General features: G+C 70.9%; 14 protein-coding genes and 2 tRNA genes. 3 read left to right on the top strand and 13 right to left on the bottom strand.

Translation table 11 applies throughout. The annotated features are described in order from the left end of the window. Positions 1-55 precede the first annotated feature (55 nt). Together ACX25U_RS24500 and leuS are read right to left on the bottom strand one after the other, a co-directional pair. Positions 56-784 carry a hypothetical protein gene (locus ACX25U_RS24500; RefSeq protein ID WP_454383160.1) on the bottom strand — a complete coding sequence of 243 codons (729 nt, stop codon included), beginning with the start codon at positions 782-784 and terminating at the stop codon, positions 56-58. A gap of 143 nt (positions 785-927) precedes the next feature. Beyond that, positions 928-3,801 (bottom strand): leucine--tRNA ligase, encoded by a 2,874-nt coding sequence (leuS, locus tag ACX25U_RS24495; protein WP_454383158.1) that lies wholly within the window; start codon positions 3,799-3,801, stop codon positions 928-930. Positions 3,802-4,249: 448 nt separating this feature from the next. Here leuS and ACX25U_RS24490 point away from each other — a divergent pair, with 448 nt between their 5' ends. Both ACX25U_RS24490 and ACX25U_RS24485 read left to right on the top strand, forming a co-directional pair. Then, positions 4,250-5,557 (top strand): cytochrome b/b6 domain-containing protein, encoded by a 1,308-nt coding sequence (locus ACX25U_RS24490; protein ID WP_454383156.1) that lies wholly within the window; start codon positions 4,250-4,252, stop codon positions 5,555-5,557. Then, entirely contained in the window at positions 5,554-7,164 is a 1,611-nt protein-coding gene (locus tag ACX25U_RS24485) for an NADH-ubiquinone oxidoreductase-F iron-sulfur binding region domain-containing protein (RefSeq protein ID WP_454383155.1), read from the top strand. Before ACX25U_RS24490 ends, ACX25U_RS24485 begins: the two co-directional genes overlap by 4 nt. 132 nt (positions 7,165-7,296) lie before the next feature. Here the strand turns inward: ACX25U_RS24485 and ACX25U_RS24480 are convergent. From ACX25U_RS24480 to ACX25U_RS24465, 4 genes are all read right to left on the bottom strand, one after another. After that, positions 7,297-7,369: transfer RNA gene (locus ACX25U_RS24480), tRNA-Ala, on the bottom strand. Positions 7,370-7,494: 125 nt separating this feature from the next. Further along, complete coding sequence (locus ACX25U_RS24475; protein WP_100566877.1) at positions 7,495-7,728, bottom strand: hypothetical protein; 234 nt, start codon at positions 7,726-7,728, stop codon at positions 7,495-7,497. 3 nt (positions 7,729-7,731) lie between these two features. After that, complete coding sequence (locus ACX25U_RS24470) at positions 7,732-7,905, bottom strand: hypothetical protein (protein ID WP_454383153.1); 174 nt, start codon at positions 7,903-7,905, stop codon at positions 7,732-7,734. 69 nt (positions 7,906-7,974) lie between these two features. After that, positions 7,975-9,333, bottom strand: a complete 1,359-nt coding sequence (locus ACX25U_RS24465; RefSeq protein WP_454383151.1) for an MFS transporter — start codon at positions 9,331-9,333, stop codon at positions 7,975-7,977. A 214-nt stretch (positions 9,334-9,547) separates the two neighbouring features. Here ACX25U_RS24465 and ACX25U_RS24460 point away from each other — a divergent pair, with 214 nt between their 5' ends. Next, the gene (locus ACX25U_RS24460; RefSeq protein WP_454383149.1) at positions 9,548-10,498 is read left to right on the top strand and encodes a helix-turn-helix transcriptional regulator; all 951 of its coding nucleotides are present in this window, start codon (positions 9,548-9,550) and stop codon (positions 10,496-10,498) included. Between the two features lie 64 nt (positions 10,499-10,562). On the opposite strand, the gene ACX25U_RS24455 is transcribed toward ACX25U_RS24460, so the two are convergent. From ACX25U_RS24455 to ACX25U_RS24425, 7 genes are all read right to left on the bottom strand, one after another. Beyond that, positions 10,563-10,635: transfer RNA gene (locus ACX25U_RS24455), tRNA-Ala, on the bottom strand. A gap of 118 nt (positions 10,636-10,753) precedes the next feature. Next, positions 10,754-11,395 carry a histidine phosphatase family protein gene (locus tag ACX25U_RS24450; protein ID WP_454394488.1) on the bottom strand — a complete coding sequence of 214 codons (642 nt, stop codon included), beginning with the start codon at positions 11,393-11,395 and terminating at the stop codon, positions 10,754-10,756. A gap of 26 nt (positions 11,396-11,421) precedes the next feature. Beyond that, positions 11,422-11,868 (bottom strand): ribosome silencing factor, encoded by a 447-nt coding sequence (gene rsfS / locus ACX25U_RS24445; RefSeq protein WP_454383147.1) that lies wholly within the window; start codon positions 11,866-11,868, stop codon positions 11,422-11,424. Positions 11,869-11,945: 77 nt separating this feature from the next. After that, a complete protein-coding gene (locus ACX25U_RS24440) occupies positions 11,946-13,712 on the bottom strand; it encodes an LCP family protein (RefSeq protein ID WP_454383145.1) in 1,767 nt (588 codons plus the stop codon). Between the two features lie 16 nt (positions 13,713-13,728). After that, positions 13,729-14,403, bottom strand: coding sequence for a nicotinate-nucleotide adenylyltransferase (gene nadD, locus ACX25U_RS24435; protein WP_454383143.1), 675 nt, complete (start codon positions 14,401-14,403; stop codon positions 13,729-13,731). Positions 14,404-14,466: 63 nt separating this feature from the next. Beyond that, on the bottom strand, positions 14,467-14,622 hold the full coding sequence (locus ACX25U_RS24430) for a hypothetical protein (RefSeq protein WP_454383141.1): 156 nt from the start codon (positions 14,620-14,622) through the stop codon (positions 14,467-14,469). 127 nt (positions 14,623-14,749) lie between these two features. Continuing rightward, a complete protein-coding gene (locus tag ACX25U_RS24425) occupies positions 14,750-14,908 on the bottom strand; it encodes a hypothetical protein (protein WP_454383139.1) in 159 nt (52 codons plus the stop codon). Between the last annotated feature and the right edge of the window lie 56 nt (positions 14,909-14,964).

The raw sequence follows: 14,964 nt of genomic DNA, 5'->3' as shown, positions 1-14,964 counted from the left end.
CGACGGCAGCCCAGCCTCTTCTCAGCGGGTCACGTGTGGCCGGATCATGTCGCGATCACGTCGTGCTCTCGGGGCGGGCCTTCTTCTGCCAGGGGTAGGCGGGGCGGCGGCCCGGCGGGGTGATGGCGGGCCGGGCAGGCTCCTGGCCGGAGGTCGGCTTCGGGGCCTCGGACCAGGTCTGCGGGCCCGCTTCGGCGGCCGGGGGCGCGGGCCACGGCCCAGACCCGGTCGACGGCTCGACCTTCGTCCAGTGGCGCAGCGCGCCGGCCTCCACGTCGATCTGGGCGCTCAGCGCGTCCAGATCGTCGTCGGCGAAGCGGCGGGCACGGTCGCGGGCGGCCCAGCGCAGGGAGTCGGCCGATTCCGTGATGCGCCGGGTGCGCTCGCGCAGGACGGGGAGCCGCTCGGCGAGCGTCGTACGGTCCGGCTCGGCCTCCAGGCGCTTGAGCTCCCCGTCCAGTTCGTGTCCGTGCGTGCTGAGGCGCTCGAACAGGGCGACGGACTCCTTGAGGGACTCGTCCTCGCGCACGCCCGCGTCCAGGGCGTCCTGCGTGGCGCGCATCGAGGTGCGCAGGGTGAGCCGGAGCTGGGCCAGTTCGCCCGCCGGACCGGGCTGGGCGAAGGACTTGGCCCGCAGGGTGTGGTCCTCGACCGTGCGGCGGGCCTGGGTGAGGGTGCGGTCCACACCGCGCTTGGCGGCGCCGACCACCTTCACCGTGGCATAGACGCCGAAGGCCAGGAAGAGCACGAAGAGCAGGGTGAAGACGGTGATGACGGCTTCCACGGCGCTCCTCCTCCGGCTGCGGCGGCACGGGTCGCGCCGCCCCTCCACGGTAAACGCAACGGGCAGGTTCCGGGTTCCGGATGAACCCCGAACCTGCCCGTAGGGGACTACCCCGAGGCGCTCGTGCCCCGGCCCTCACGCGGTCACGCCGGCACGATGTTGACGAGCTTCGGCGCCCGGACGATCACCTTGCGGATGCCCGCGCCGTCGAGCGCCGCGACGACCCTCTCGTCGGCCAGCGCGACCTTCTCCAGCTCCTCCTCCGTGATGGCCGGGGAGACCTCCAGGCGCGCCTTGACCTTGCCCTTGATCTGCACGACGCAGGTCACGGCCTCGTCCACGACGTACGCCGGGTCGGCGACGGGGAAGTCCTCGTGGACGACGGAGCCGGTGTGGCCCAGCTTGCGCCACAGCTCCTCGGCGATGTGCGGGGCCAGCGGCGCGACCATCAGCACCAGCGGCTCGGCGACGGAGCGCGGCACCGCCCTGCCCGACTTGGTCAGGTGGTTGTTCAGCTCCGTCACCTTGGCGATGGCGGTGTTGAAGCGCAGGCCCTCCAGGTCCTGGCGTACCCCGTCGATCGCCTTGTGCAGGGCGCGCAGCGTCTCCTCGCCGGGCTCGGCGTCGACGACGGTGACCTCGCCGGTGGTCTCGTCGACGATGTTGCGCCACAGCCGCTGCAGCAGCCGGAACTGGCCCACCACCGCGCGCGTGTCCCACGGCCGGGAGACGTCCAGCGGCCCCATGGCCATCTCGTACAGGCGCAGCGTGTCGGCACCGTACTCGGCGCAGATCTCGTCCGGGGTGACGGCGTTCTTCAGGGACTTGCCCATCTTGCCCAGCAGCCGGGAGACCTTCTCGCCCTGGTAGTAGTACGCGCCGTCGCGCTCCTCCACCTCGGCGGCCGGCACCGCGATGCCGCGGCTGTCCCGGTAGACGTAGGCCTGGATCATGCCCTGGTTGAACAGCTTGTGGAACGGCTCCTCGGAGGAGACGTGCCCCAGGTCGTACAGGACCTTGGACCAGAAGCGCGCGTACAGCAGGTGCAGCACGGCGTGCTCGGCGCCGCCGACGTACAGGTCGACACCGCCGTGCGGCATGCCCTCGCGCGGGCCCATCCAGTAGCGCTCGATCTCCGGGTCGACCAGCTTCTGGCCGTTGTGCGGGTCCAGGTAGCGGAACTCGTACCAGCAGGAACCGGCCCAGTTGGGCATGGTGTTGGTCTCGCGGCGGTACTTCTTCGGTCCGTCGCCCAGGTCCAGGGTGACGTCGACCCACTCCTCGTTGCGCGACAGCGGCGTCTCGGGGTGGGTATCGGCGTCGTCGGGGTCGAAGGTGCGCGGCGAGTAGTCCTCGACCTCGGGCAGCTCCAGCGGCAGCATGGACTCGGGCAGCGCGTGGGCGACGCCGTCCTCGTCGTAGACGATCGGGAAGGGCTCGCCCCAGTAGCGCTGGCGGCTGAACAGCCAGTCGCGCAGGCGGAAGTTGACGGTGCCCTCGCCGATGCCCTTGCGCTCCAGCCACTCGGTGGTGCGCGCCTTGGCGTCGACGACGCCCAGGCCGTCCAGCTTCACGTCGTCACTGGAGGAGTTGATGATCTTCGCGTCGTACGAGTCGAAGGAGTCGTCCCAGGTGGACGGGTCCGTGCCCCGGTCGTCACTCGGTTCCACGACGCAGCGCATCGGCAGCTCGAAGGCGCGCGCGAAGGCGAAGTCGCGGGAGTCGTGCGCCGGGACGGCCATGATCGCGCCGGTGCCGTAGCCCATCAGGACGTAGTCGGCGATGAAGACCGGGATCTGCTCGCCGTTGACCGGGTTGGTCGCGAACGCGCCGGTGAAGACACCGGTCTTGTCCTTGGCCTCGGCCTGGCGTTCGACGTCGGACTTCGAGGCGGCCTGCGCGCGGTAGGCGGCGACGGCCTCGGCGGGGGTGGCGTGGCCGCCGGTCCACACCTCGTGCGTGCCCTCGGGCCAGGCGACCGGGGTGAACTTCTCCACCAGCGGGTGCTCGGGCGCGAGCACCATGTAGGTGGCTCCGAACAGGGTGTCCTGGCGGGTGGTGAAGATCGTGATGTGCTCGCCGTCGATCGGGAAGTCGACGCGGGCGCCCTCGGAGCGGCCGATCCAGTTGCGCTGCTGCAGCTTGATGGCCTCGGGCCAGTCCAGCTCCTCCAGGTCCTCCAGCAGCCGGTCGGCGTAGGCGGTGATGCGCATGTTCCACTGGCGCAGCTTGGCCTTGAAGACCGGGAAGTTGCCTCGCTCGGAGCGGCCGTCGGCGGTGACCTCCTCGTTGGCCAGCACGGTGCCGAGGCCGGGGCACCAGTTGACGGGCGCGTCGGAGGCGTAGGCCAGGCGGAACTCGCCCAGGACCTCGGCGCGCTCGGCGTTGCTCAGCTCGTGCCACGCGCGCGTGTGCCCCGGTACGGTCCGCTCACCGGACTCGAACTGGGCGATCAGCCGGGAGATCGGGCGGGCCTTCTTCGCCTCGTCGTCGTACCAGGAGTTGAAGATCTGCAGGAAGATCCACTGGGTCCACTTGTAGTAGTCCGGGTCGATCGTGGCGAACGACCGGCGCTTGTCGTGGCCCAGGCCCAGCCGGCGCAGCTGGGCCTTCATGTTCTCGATGTTGGCCTCGGTGGACACACGCGGGTGCGTGCCGGTCTGCACGGCGTACTGCTCGGCGGGCAGGCCGAAGGCGTCGAAGCCCAGGGTGTGCAGGACGTTGTGGCCGGTCATCCGCTGGAACCGGGCGTAGACGTCGGTGGCGATGTAGCCCAGGGGGTGGCCGACGTGCAGGCCCGCACCGGAGGGGTACGGGAACATGTCCATGATGAACTTTTTGGGCCTGGCGACCAGCTCGGGGTCGCCGGCCAGGTCGCCCTTGGGGTTCGGCGCGGCGTACGTGCCCTCGGCGTCCCAGAAGTCCTGCCAGCGTGCCTCGATCTCGGCCGCCACGGCGGCCGTGTAGCGGTGCGGCGCTGCCACCTCGGAGGGGGCAGCGGGGTTCGTCTCGCTCATGATTCTCAAAGCTCCATCGATCGTCTCTGCCCACGGCTGCGACTTTCGGAAATGAAAAATCCCCTCGCACAGGAGGGGACGCCGCGCCGATGCCGACCACCGGATCGATCCGGCGGCCGGGACTGATCAGCGCGGCTCGCCAAGCAGAAGGCGTACGGCACGCATGGCGTCAGGGTACCGCAGCCGTCGAGTGCGCCGCGACGAGCTTCCGCGGGGCGGAACCGGCGCGCCGGCGGCCCGTGGGGGAGCCGGGATCCGCTTGTGGAGGTTCCGAAAAGTTGAACAAAGTTCAAGAATTACCCGGCGTAACGGAGCCTATGGGGACAACGTGAGTCCCGAGAGCCCCCTTGATAACAAGGCAATAACTCGAATGGCGTACTGCTCGGTTTGGGAGCCGCTTAGAGTTCGTCCTCGGGACCGCTTTCCCGAACCGCTCGGAGTCGCCCCCATGAACCCTCGTCGCAGTAACAGCTCGCTCCCCAAACCCGGCCGCTCGGCCTACGGGGTGGCGACCGCTGTCGTCCTGCTCCTCATACCCGTGGTCGTGCTGGCCGGAGGCAGCCAGTTCCGCGAGTTCCTGAACTTCGGCGCGGGCGTGCTCTCCCTCGTCTCGCTCAGCTGCTCGGTGATCTGGGGCCTGGTCGCCCAGGACCGGATCATCCTCAACACGCGCCAGCGGATCGTGGCCCAGGCGGTGCACCGGACCACCGCGGTCGGCTCGATCGCGTTCCTCCTGGTGCACATCACCACCAAGATCGCCCTGCAGCACACCCAGCTGATCGCCGCGCTCATCCCGTTCTCGCTCGGCTTCACCGGAATCGAGGGCCTGGTCGGCCTGGGCTCCCTGGCCGGCCTGCTGATGATCTTCGTGGGCATCACCGGCGCGCTGCGCAGCAACTTCGCCACCCCGGCCCCGGTCGCGGCACGCTGGCGGGCGATGCACATGCTGGCCTACCCGGCCTGGTGCGCGGCGCTGATCCACGGCCTGTACGCGGGCCGGGAGGCCAAGCCGATCTTCGTGATCCTCTACAGCCTGTCCCTGCTGGGTGTCATGGCGGCCCTGGCCGTGCGCGCGGCGCCGCGCCCGTTCAAGCGCAGGCTCGCCGACCGGCTGGTGGCGGCCCTGGGCGGCGGGGAGCGGCCCGAGCTGGACGACCTGGACGCGAGCCGGGCCAGGGTGGCGGAGAGCGCACTGGCGGGCTACGAGGGCGCGCGTGCGGCGAGGCCCTCGCGCGCCGACACGACGGGGTCCCTGCCGCGCGTTCCGAGCCCCTCCTCGCCGCTGTACGAGGCTCCCGCGCCCGCCGCGAACGCCGAGCCCTCCCCCGGCTTCGCGGCCGCCTACCGAGCCGTCTCGACCCCTCCGGGCGGCGGGCAGCCGGCCGACCGGACCGCGCGCATGAACACGCCGTTCGACATGCAGGCCACGGAGGCGATGCCGCGCATGGACGGCGCCGGCGGCGCGCCGGGCAGCTGGCCGGTCCCCTCCCCGCCGCCCGTCGGCGAGGCGCCCCCGTCGGCCTACGATCCGCTGAACGACACGGGATACAACATCCCGACCTACAACAATCCGGGCGCGAACGTGTACGGCGGACGTGATGTGTACGACACCGGTGAGACGAACACGCCCTACGGCACGTACAACCCGAGTGACACGTACAACAGCGGTCCCGCCACAGAAACACCCCCCGGCGCCTCCTACGACGCGCCGGGTTCGGGCGAACCTTGGAACACGCCTTCCGGAGGCTACAGGTGAACGAGGCCCTGCCCGACGTCCCCGAAGTCCGCGTGGTCGGTCTTCCCCAGCTCACGTCGGGCTTCGACCTTGTCGAACGACTCGATCTGCCCATGCACCTGAAGGTGCACGGGCCGCTTGAACCGATGGGCGGCGAGCAGCTCGCGCAGCTCGCCGAGGCCATCAACCTGAAGGGCCGCGGCGGCGCGGGCTTCCCCTTCCACAGGAAGCTGCGTTCGGTCGCCGAGGCGGCGATCAAACGCGGCGTGCGGCCGGTCGTCGTCGTCAACGGAAGCGAGGACGAGCCGGCCTGCCGCAAGGACACGGTCCTGATCAACCGTGCCCCGCACCTCATCCTGGACGGCGCCCTGCTGGTCGCGGAGGCCCTCGGCGCCCGCACGCTCGTGGTGGGCGTCACCCGGGAGTCCACCCAGCGCTCCATGGAGGCCGCGCTCGCCGAACGCGGTCTGAGCAACAGCCGCAGGTCGGCACTGCGCGCGAGCGTGCAGCGCAATCCGGTGCGCATGGTCACGGGTGCGGCGGCCTCGCTGATCCGTTCCATCGACGGCGGTCCGGCGGTCCCTCCGGGCCGCAAGACCAGTGCCTCGCAGAACGGCGTGGGCGGCGCGCCCACGCTGCTGTCCAACGCCGAGACCTTCGCCCAGCTGGCGATCGGCGCCCGCATCGGCCCGGAGCGCTACCGCAACACCGGCCTGTACGACGAGCCGGGCACCGTCATGCTGACGGTCTCCGGCGCCGTCGCGCGCCCCATGGTGATCGAGGTCCCCACGGGCGTGCCGCTGCGCTACGTCCTTCAGCTCGCCGGCGCGCCGCCGGTGCCGCAGGGCGTGCTGACCGGCGGCTACCACGGCAAGTGGATCGACGCGGCGACCGTGAACGAGGCGATCGTCTCGCGCAACTCGCTGGACGCGGTGGGCGGTTCGCTCGGCGCCGGGGCGATTCTGCCGATCAGCCAGGAGACCTGCCCGCTCGGCGAGTCACTGCAGGTGGCGAAGTGGCTGGCGGAGGAGAGCGCGGGCCAGTGCGGCCCCTGCTACCTCGGCCTGCCGGCCGCCGCGCGCGGGATGGAGGACATCCTCAACGGCGGCGGACCGGCCGCCCTGGAGGCCCTCAGGCAAGTCGCCAAGAACGTCAAGCGGCGCGGCGCGTGCTCGCACCCGGACGGTTCGGCGATGTTCCTGGAATCGACCGTCAAGGCGTTCACGGACGACCTGGCCGCCCATGTCCTCGGCAACGGCTGCGGACGGCCGGTGGAGGGCGTTCTGCCGCTCTTCGAGGGGGGCAGGGCCCCTACGGGCGTCCCGGGCGGCGGCGAGGCCGAGGAGGGCGGCGTCAGCCGTCAGAAGATCTACGTCGACTGGACGCTGTGCCGGGGCCACGGCCTGTGCGCGGACATCCTCCCCGAGGTCTTCGAACTGGGTGCCGACGGATTCCCGACCGTCGCCCAGGCGAAGGTGCCGCGCTATGCGGAGGCCAAGGCCCTGCGTGCCGTACGCCGCTGCCCGGCGCTGGCCCTGCGCATCGAGGAGGACACCCGCTCGCAGGCTCCGTCCCGCAACCTGCCGGTCCTCTCCCAGGGCCGCGGCCGCCGCGCCCTGGGGCGCTGAGCACACACGACGGCGGGTCACCTCCTTGGGTGACCCGCCGTTTTGCGTTGCCGCTCCCGGTGCCGCCGTACACGCGACCGGACATACGTCGAGGGCGAGCCATCTGTCCGGATGACTCGCCCTCACCTCTTGTGGAGCTAAGGAGAATTGAACTCCTGACCTCCTGCATGCCATGCAGGCGCTCTACCAACTGAGCTATAGCCCCTTGCCACGTTCCGCCTGGTCTCCCTGGCGGCGACGCCAACATTACACGGTCCAGGGGGTGGAACACCAAATCGGTTTCCGCCCCGCCCGGCACGAGCCGGCACAGGCCGGGCGGAGCGGCCGGCGTCAGGCCGTCACGAAGGAGTAGAACCGCTTGAGGGTGCAGTGCTCCTCCAGGAGCCGGCCGTAGATCGGCTCGCCCTCCAGCTCGCGGTAGGTCTCGATCGGGTCGCCCTTTATGATCAGCGCCCGCGCGCACTCCTCGCACCAGTACTGGTAGTCGGGGTTGATCGGTTCCATGTCGCGGACGATCGGGGTGCCGCCGCCGCACCAGTCGCACTTTCGCCTGTGTGCACCCATGGGTCAGCTCCAGCTGTGGCCGCAGGCCGTGCACACGTACGAGATCCCGCCGTTGTCGCCGAGGACCTGGGCCACATGGAGGGAACCGCAGGAAGGGCACACGAGGCGGGTGATCGTGTCTCGTATCAACGCCGCATCGAGGAGGTGACCGACCTCCTCGAGGATGCTCGCAGGCATCGCCACTCCCTCCCGTCGGGCCGCGCCCCCTTCCGGCCGTTTGATTCTGCCATGGCCGGGCCAATACGGTCAGCGACGCCTCGGTACCAGTCCGGCCACGACACCCGCCGCGGCCGTCCCGGCCAGCGCGTACATGCACTCCGAGAGCGCCTTCGCAGAGGTATACGCCCCCGGGGCCCCAAGTGACTCAAGCCGGTTCAAGAACAGTGTGCCGAACACCGCGACACCGGTCAGCTGGCCGAGCTGTGAGACCGTCGCCAGCAGACCGCTCGCGTCCGCCGCGTCCTCGGGCCGCACGGCGGCCAGCGCGCCGGTGAGAGTGGGACTGAACCCGAGCGCGAGCCCCGTGCCCACGCCGGCGTACGCCACGTAGAGGAGGGCGCCGCCGTCACCGCCACCCCCGAACGCCAGTGCGACACCGGCCACGGACAGGGCGGTGAGCGCGAACCCGGCCGGGGTCAGCCGGCGCAGCCAGGACGCCGGCCACCGGCGCCAGGTGAGCCCGACCAGGCCGAAGACGACCGCGGTCGGCGCGAAGGTCAGTCCGGCCCGCAGCGCGCTGTAGTCGAGGCCGCCCTGCACGTGCAGGGTGAGCGTGAACAGCAGACCGCCGTTGACGGCCATGGCGGCCAGGATACGGAAGACGGCGAGGCCCATGCCTCGGTGGCTCAGCACCCGGGGCGTGATCAGCGGGGCGCCGCCGCGCCGGGCGAGCCGCGACTCGTACCCGCAGAACAGCGCGAACAGCACCGCGGCCGTGGCCAGCGACAGCCAGGACCACAGCGGCCAGTCCTTCTCCTGTCCGAGCACCAGCGGCACCGTCAGCAGCGAGACGGAGGCGCCGAGCAGCATCAGGCCGGGCAGGTCGAGACCGTGGGCGCGCTGCCTCGGTACGTCCCGCGGCAGGACGTACCGCCCCACGACCAGGAGTACGGCGCCCACCGGCACGTTGACCAGGAACACCGGCCGCCAGCTCGTGCCGAACAGGTCCGCGTCGACCAGCACGCCGCCGGCGATCTGCCCGGCCGCCGCGCCGACGGCGAGGACCGCCGCGTACGCGCCGAGTGCCCGCACCCGGGCCTCGCCGGTGAAGGTGCGCTGGATCAGGCTGAGCACCTGCGGGATCATCACCGCCGCGCCGGCGCCCTGGACGAGCCGGAAGACGATCAGCTCGGTGGCGCCCTGCGCCAGTCCGCAGGCGAGCGAGGCGGCGGTGAACAGGGCGAGCCCGGCGAGGTGGACCCGGCCGTGCCCGAACCGGTCGCCGAGACGGGCGCCGGTGATCAGCAGGATGGAGTACGTGATGGCGTACCCGGCGATCACCAGCTGCAGGTCGGCACCCGAGGCGTGCAGTTCGGAGCCGATCGTGGGGGCGGCGACGTTGACGATGAACACGTCGAGCAGCGCCATGAACTGGGCCGCGAGCACGACCGCGAGCAGCGGCCGGGACCGATTGTCAGTGGCGGGCGCTTTACTGTTCGCAGGGCTTGGAAGCGGGTGCCGCGGCGCGGACGCGGCACCCGGTCCCGTCCGGGGTGTTGTGGTCATGCCGTCGAGTCTGGCCAGGCTCCGGTACGGGTGCCGAGTGCCCGCCGATGCTGGTACTGACAGCACCTGGCAGGGGACGGGTCCGGCCTCGACGATGAGGAACGTGACGACGGGGGGGACCATGGGGAGCACGACGACGAGGACGGCACAGCGCCGCCGGTCGGAGCTGGCCGCGTTCCTGCGCAGCAGGCGCGCCCGGGTGACACCGGCCGACGTGGGGATGCCACCGGGGCTGCGCCGCCGTACGCCGGGGTTGCGCCGTGAGGAGGTGGCCCAGCTCTCGGGCGTGGGCATCACCTGGTACACGTGGCTGGAGCAGGGCCGCCCGATCAACGCCTCGCCGCAGGTGCTGGACGCGGTGGCGCGCACACTGCGGCTGGACCCGCCGGAGCGGGAGCACCTGTACCGGCTGGCGGAGGTGCCCTACGACCCGGCACCCGGGCGGCCGGTCCAGGCGGTGGGGCCCGAGATCCAGGTCCTCATCGACGCCCTGGATCCGCATCCGGCGGCGGTGTACAACTCGCGGTACGACGTGCTGGCCACCAACGCGGCCTACCGCGACCTGTTCGTGGTGCCGGAGACGCTGGAAGTCGGTGTGCCCAATGTGCTGTGGACGCTGTTCGTGGTCTCCGAGGACGCCTGTCCGGTGGTCCACCGCGAGCGCGAGCTGCCGGTGATGGTGGCGACTCTGCGGTCCTCCTACGGCAGACACGTCGGAGAGCCCGCCTGGGAGGACTTCATACGCCGACTGTCGGCGGCCAGCCCACGCTTCGCCGAGCTGTGGGCGAGCGGCGCGGTGATACCGCCGGGGCCGCGGGTGAAGACGTTCCGCCACCGTGCGGTGGGCGAGCTGAGGATGACCTCGATGTCCCTGTCGATCGACGGAATGCCGGAGTGCCGGATCGTGGCGTACACACCGGAGAGTGAGGAGGCCAGGAAGAAGGTGGCGCTGCTCAGGGAGGAGAGGCAGCGGCGGTGGCCGGTGTCGGACGCGGCGGCCGAGCAGGTCATCCGCATGTGGAGCACAGAAAATCCCGCCCCCTGAGGGACGGGATCCTGACAACCGGTCCTTGACAACTCAACAGAGTGTCGGCCGATTCCTGAAGCTGTGGAGCTAAGGAGAATTGAACTCCTGACCTCCTGCATGCCATGCAGGCGCTCTACCAACTGAGCTATAGCCCCTTGCCGCCACGCGGCGGAGCCGCATGGTGTCTCGTCCCGCTCGGCGGGTCGAACAAGAAGAACTTTAGCCTGCGACCTGCCGGAAAGTGAAATCCGGGTCGCGTGCGGCGGGGGCGGCTCAGTCGTCGTCGCCGAGGACGGGCTCGGGCAGCGTGCCGGCGTTGTGCTCCAGCAGCCGCCAGCCCCGGGCGCCCTCGCCGAGGACGGACCAGCAGCAGTTGGACAGACCGCCCAGGCTCTCCCAGTGGCGGGCCTCCAGGCCGAGGAGGCGCCCGATGGTGGTGCGGATGGTGCCGCCGTGGCTGACCACCACGAGCGTGCCGTCCTCGGACAGCTTCTCCACATGCCGCAGCACCACGGGGGCGGCGCGGTCGGCGACCTCGGTCTCCAGTTCACCGCCGCCGCGGCGCACCGGCTCGCCGCGCTTCCACGCGGCGTACTCCTCGCCGTACCGGTCGATGATCTCCTCGTGCGTCAGGCCCTGCCAGACGCCCGCGTAGGTCTCGCGCAGGCCCTCGTCCCGGGAGACCTCCAGGCCGGTGAGCGCGGCCAGTTCGGTGGCCGTGCGCGCGGCGCGCTTCAGGTCGGAGGAGACGATCGCGTCGGGCCCGAGGGAGGCCAGCAGCCGGGCGGCGCGGCGGGCCTGGCCGACGCCGGTCTCGGTCAGCTCGACGTCCGTGCTGCCCTGGAAGCGGCGCTCCACGTTCCAGGAGGTCTGGCCGTGCCGCCACAGAATGATGCGGCGGCCCCGGTCCGGCATCCTGCCGGACCCCGCACCGGCGCCGCTCACCAGCGGTCACCGTCCAGCTCCGCCGACTCCTCGGCGGCCTGCTGCCTGGCGTGCTCCTCGGCCCTGCCCCGGCTGGCCTTGGCGTCGGCGGGCAGTTCGAGCTCGGGGCAGTCCTTCCACAGCCGCTCCAGGGCGTAGAAGACGCGCTCCTCGCTGTGCTGGACGTGGACGACGATGTCGACGTAGTCGAGCAGGACCCAGCGGGCCTCGCGGTCGCCCTCGCGGCGCACCGGTTTGGCGCCGAGTTCCTTCAGCAGCCGCTCCTCGATCTCGTCGACGATCGACTTGACCTGGCGGTCGTTGGGAGCGGACGCCAGCAGGAAGGCGTCCGTGATCGACAGCACGTCGCTGACGTCGTAGGCGATGATGTCGTGCGCGAGCTTGTCGGCTGCCGCCTGGGCGGCGGTGTTGATGAGCTCGAGAGAACGGTCGGTCGCGGTCACTACAGGGCTTTCCGTCGGTGGTCACTTGACACCAAGGGTCTCACGGACCGCCGAGGACACCCCACGTGATTGATGGATCACTGTGCTGACGAGGGTTTGTAGTCCTGGCCGAGGACGACCGAGACGTCGGCGCCGGCGGTCACCGTGCCCTTCGTCACCGCGGTGGCGGGCAGCCCCAGGGTCTTGGCGACCTCGGTGGCGTTCTCCTTGCCGGCGGCGTCGGAGTACACGACCTCGGACGTCGCCCGGACGGCGGAGGCGGTGCCGCCCTCCAGGAAGGTGAAGCCGCCGTTGAGGAGGACGACGCGGGTCTTCTCCGTGTAGTCCTTGGTGCCGGAGGCGTTCTGCACGGAGACGCGGACGGCCGAGGACTGGTCGGGGCTCTTCGCGGTGCCGCCCAGGACGTCCTTGACCACGCTGTCGCCGGTCTGCGCGCTCAGTGTGCCGTCGGCCTGCACCGGCAGCAGCGCCGTCCTGTAGTCGCCGCCCTTGGCGAGCTCGGCGAGCTTGGCGAGGAAGGTGCCGAGGTCCTTGTCGGTGAGCGAGGGGTCGAGGATCTGCTGCAGCGTCTGCACCGTCGTGGTCGCGAGCGAGGCGTCGGAGGACATCTTGCGCAGCACGCTCTGCATCACCTGGCCGAACCGCTCCAGCTGGGCGTTCTGCGCCTCGCCGGAGGCCCGGTAGGTGGCGTAGGCGACGGCCGTCTTCCCGCTGAGGGTCTGGTCCTTGCCCTTGCGGACCAGGGGCGCGGTGCCCTTCTTCCCGGCGTCCGGGTCGGGTACGTCGGCGTTGGTGTCGACGTCGATGTTGCCGACCAGGTCGACGAGGTTCTGCAGGTAGGGGGTGTCCAGGCGCCAGGTGCCCTGGATCTTGGTGCCGAGGACGGTGTCGAGCTGTTCGCGGGTACCCGAGGAGCCGTCGTCCTGGACCGACTTGGCAAGGGTCGTGGTGCTGCCGTCGTCGGCCGTCAGGGCGAGGGAGTTGGGCAGCAGCACGGTGGCGCCCTGCTTGGTGGTGGCGTTGTCGACGAGCAGCACCGTGGAGGTACCGCCCTTGTCGGTGTTGTGCAGGTGGACGACGATCACGTCGCGTTTCTGGGCGCCGGCGGCGGTCGCGGTGCCGGTCTTGGTGCCGGACGGCGACAGGCCGGGCAGCTTGCCGGCGTACCAGAGGTAGCCGACGCCGCCCGCCGCGACCAGCGCCAGGACGACGGCCAGGGCGATGAGGCGGCTGCGGGCGCGGCGGCGGGCCTCCTCGCGGCGCTCGGTGCGGTTCTCGGTGAACTTCAGCCAGTCGATGACGTCTTCGGAGTCGTCCGTCGGCTCCTCGACGAAGGCGAACTGCTCGGTGCGGTACTCCGGCTCGTCCGTGACGTCCCGGTCCGGTGCCTGCGCCGCCCGGTCGGCGTCCGCGGGGCCGGTCTGCTGCGGAATGTGGGCGGTCTGCTCGGCGACCCGGGGCTGAGGCCCGCTGGTCGCGGTCCGGCCATAGGGGTCGTAGGAACCCTGGGAGACCTGGTGGGCGTGGGGATCGTACGCCCCGTACGGGTCGTACGAGGAGGGGACGGCTCCCTGCCGGCCCGTGTGGTGGCCGCCGTCGTGACCGGCGCTGTCGTGGCCGGCGCCGTCGTGACCGGCGCCGTAAGGGGAGGGACCCGGCTGCTGCTGGCCGCCCGTCGCGTACGGGTCGTAGCCGTAGCCGTAGCCCTGCTGTCCGTACGCGTCGTAGGTCTGCTGCGGAGTCTGCTGCGCCGGGACCTGCCGGTAGACAGGCCGGCCGTACTCGTCGTAGCCGACGAGCTCGTAACCGTCGCCCCCGTACCCAGCGTCGTATCGGTCGTTCACCGGTGCCCCTCTCGGCTCACTCGCCGCGGTACAGCTCGCGTTTGTCGATGTAGCGCACCACTCCGTCCGGCACCAGATACCAGACCGGTTTGCCCTTGGCGACTCTCGCCCGGCAGTCCGTGGAGGAGATGGCGAGGGCGGGGACCTCGACGAGCGAGACGCCGCCCTCGGGAAGGCCGGGGTCGGTCAGGTGGTGGCCGGGCCGGGTGACGCCGATGAAGTGCGCGAGGGAGAACAGTTCCTCGGAGTCCCGCCAGGTGAGGATCTGGGCGAGCGCGTCGGCGCCGGTGATGAAGAACAGGTCCGTGTCGGGGTTGAGAGCGCGCAGGTCGCGCAGGGTGTCCACGGTGTAGGTGGGGCCGCCGCGGTCGATGTCGATACGGCTCACGGAGAACTGCGGGTTCTCGACCGTCGCGATGACCGTCATCAGGTAGCGGTCCTCGGCCAAGGAGACGTGGCGGTGGCTCTTCTGCCAGGGCTGGCCGGTGGGGACGAACACCACCTCGTCCAGGTGGAACTGCGCGGCGACCTCGCTGGCCGCCACGAGGTGCCCGTGGTGGATCGGGTCGAACGTTCCGCCCATGACGCCCAGGCGGCGCTTGCCCGACTCCGCGGGGCCGCCGCCGGGCCCGCGCTCGGGGCGTTTCGCCGTGCCACTCACCGGACCGGTAGGCATGTCCTGCTCTCCCATGCGGCAGACCCTACCGGCCCGGCCTGAGGACTCCTCCGGGCAGATCCCCGGGACGGACGGGACTCAGCGGTCCCGGTTGAAGCGGGTGGTGATCCACAGCAGGAGCAGCAGGATGAAGAGCGCGCTGCCGCCGGTGAGGAGGGGGTCGAGGCTCTCGTGGTTGCCGCCCCCGCCCTCGGCGAGGGCGACCAACTGGGCAGCGGCACTGGGGAAGCTCATCTTCGGCAGAACCTATCCGGGTGTGGGCGGGCAAGGATGTCGGCCCATCGTAAGCGGCCGCCTCCACAGTGCTCACGCCGACTCCGTCATTGCCGGCGCGGCCGGTGCCGGGAACCTTTCCGCGGGCTCAGTCGTCGTTCCGCTTGTAGCCGCGGAGGAGGAACCAGCCGGTGAGGACGCAGCCCAGGACCATGACGATCAGTACGATGCGGAGCAGGTAGCCGCCCCCCTGGTGCTGGGCGGCGGCCTCGGTGAGCCAGGCGGCTGCGGGGTAGTGCTGCTCCATGGCGTGGACTCCTTCGTTGTACTGCCCGTCCACGGTATCTCCGCCTAGGCTTGGCA

The sequence above is a fragment of the Streptomyces sp. JNUCC 63 genome, assembly GCF_054366325.1.
Note: the sequence above shows the minus strand (reverse complement) of the source record. Positions and strands in the feature narration are given on the sequence as shown.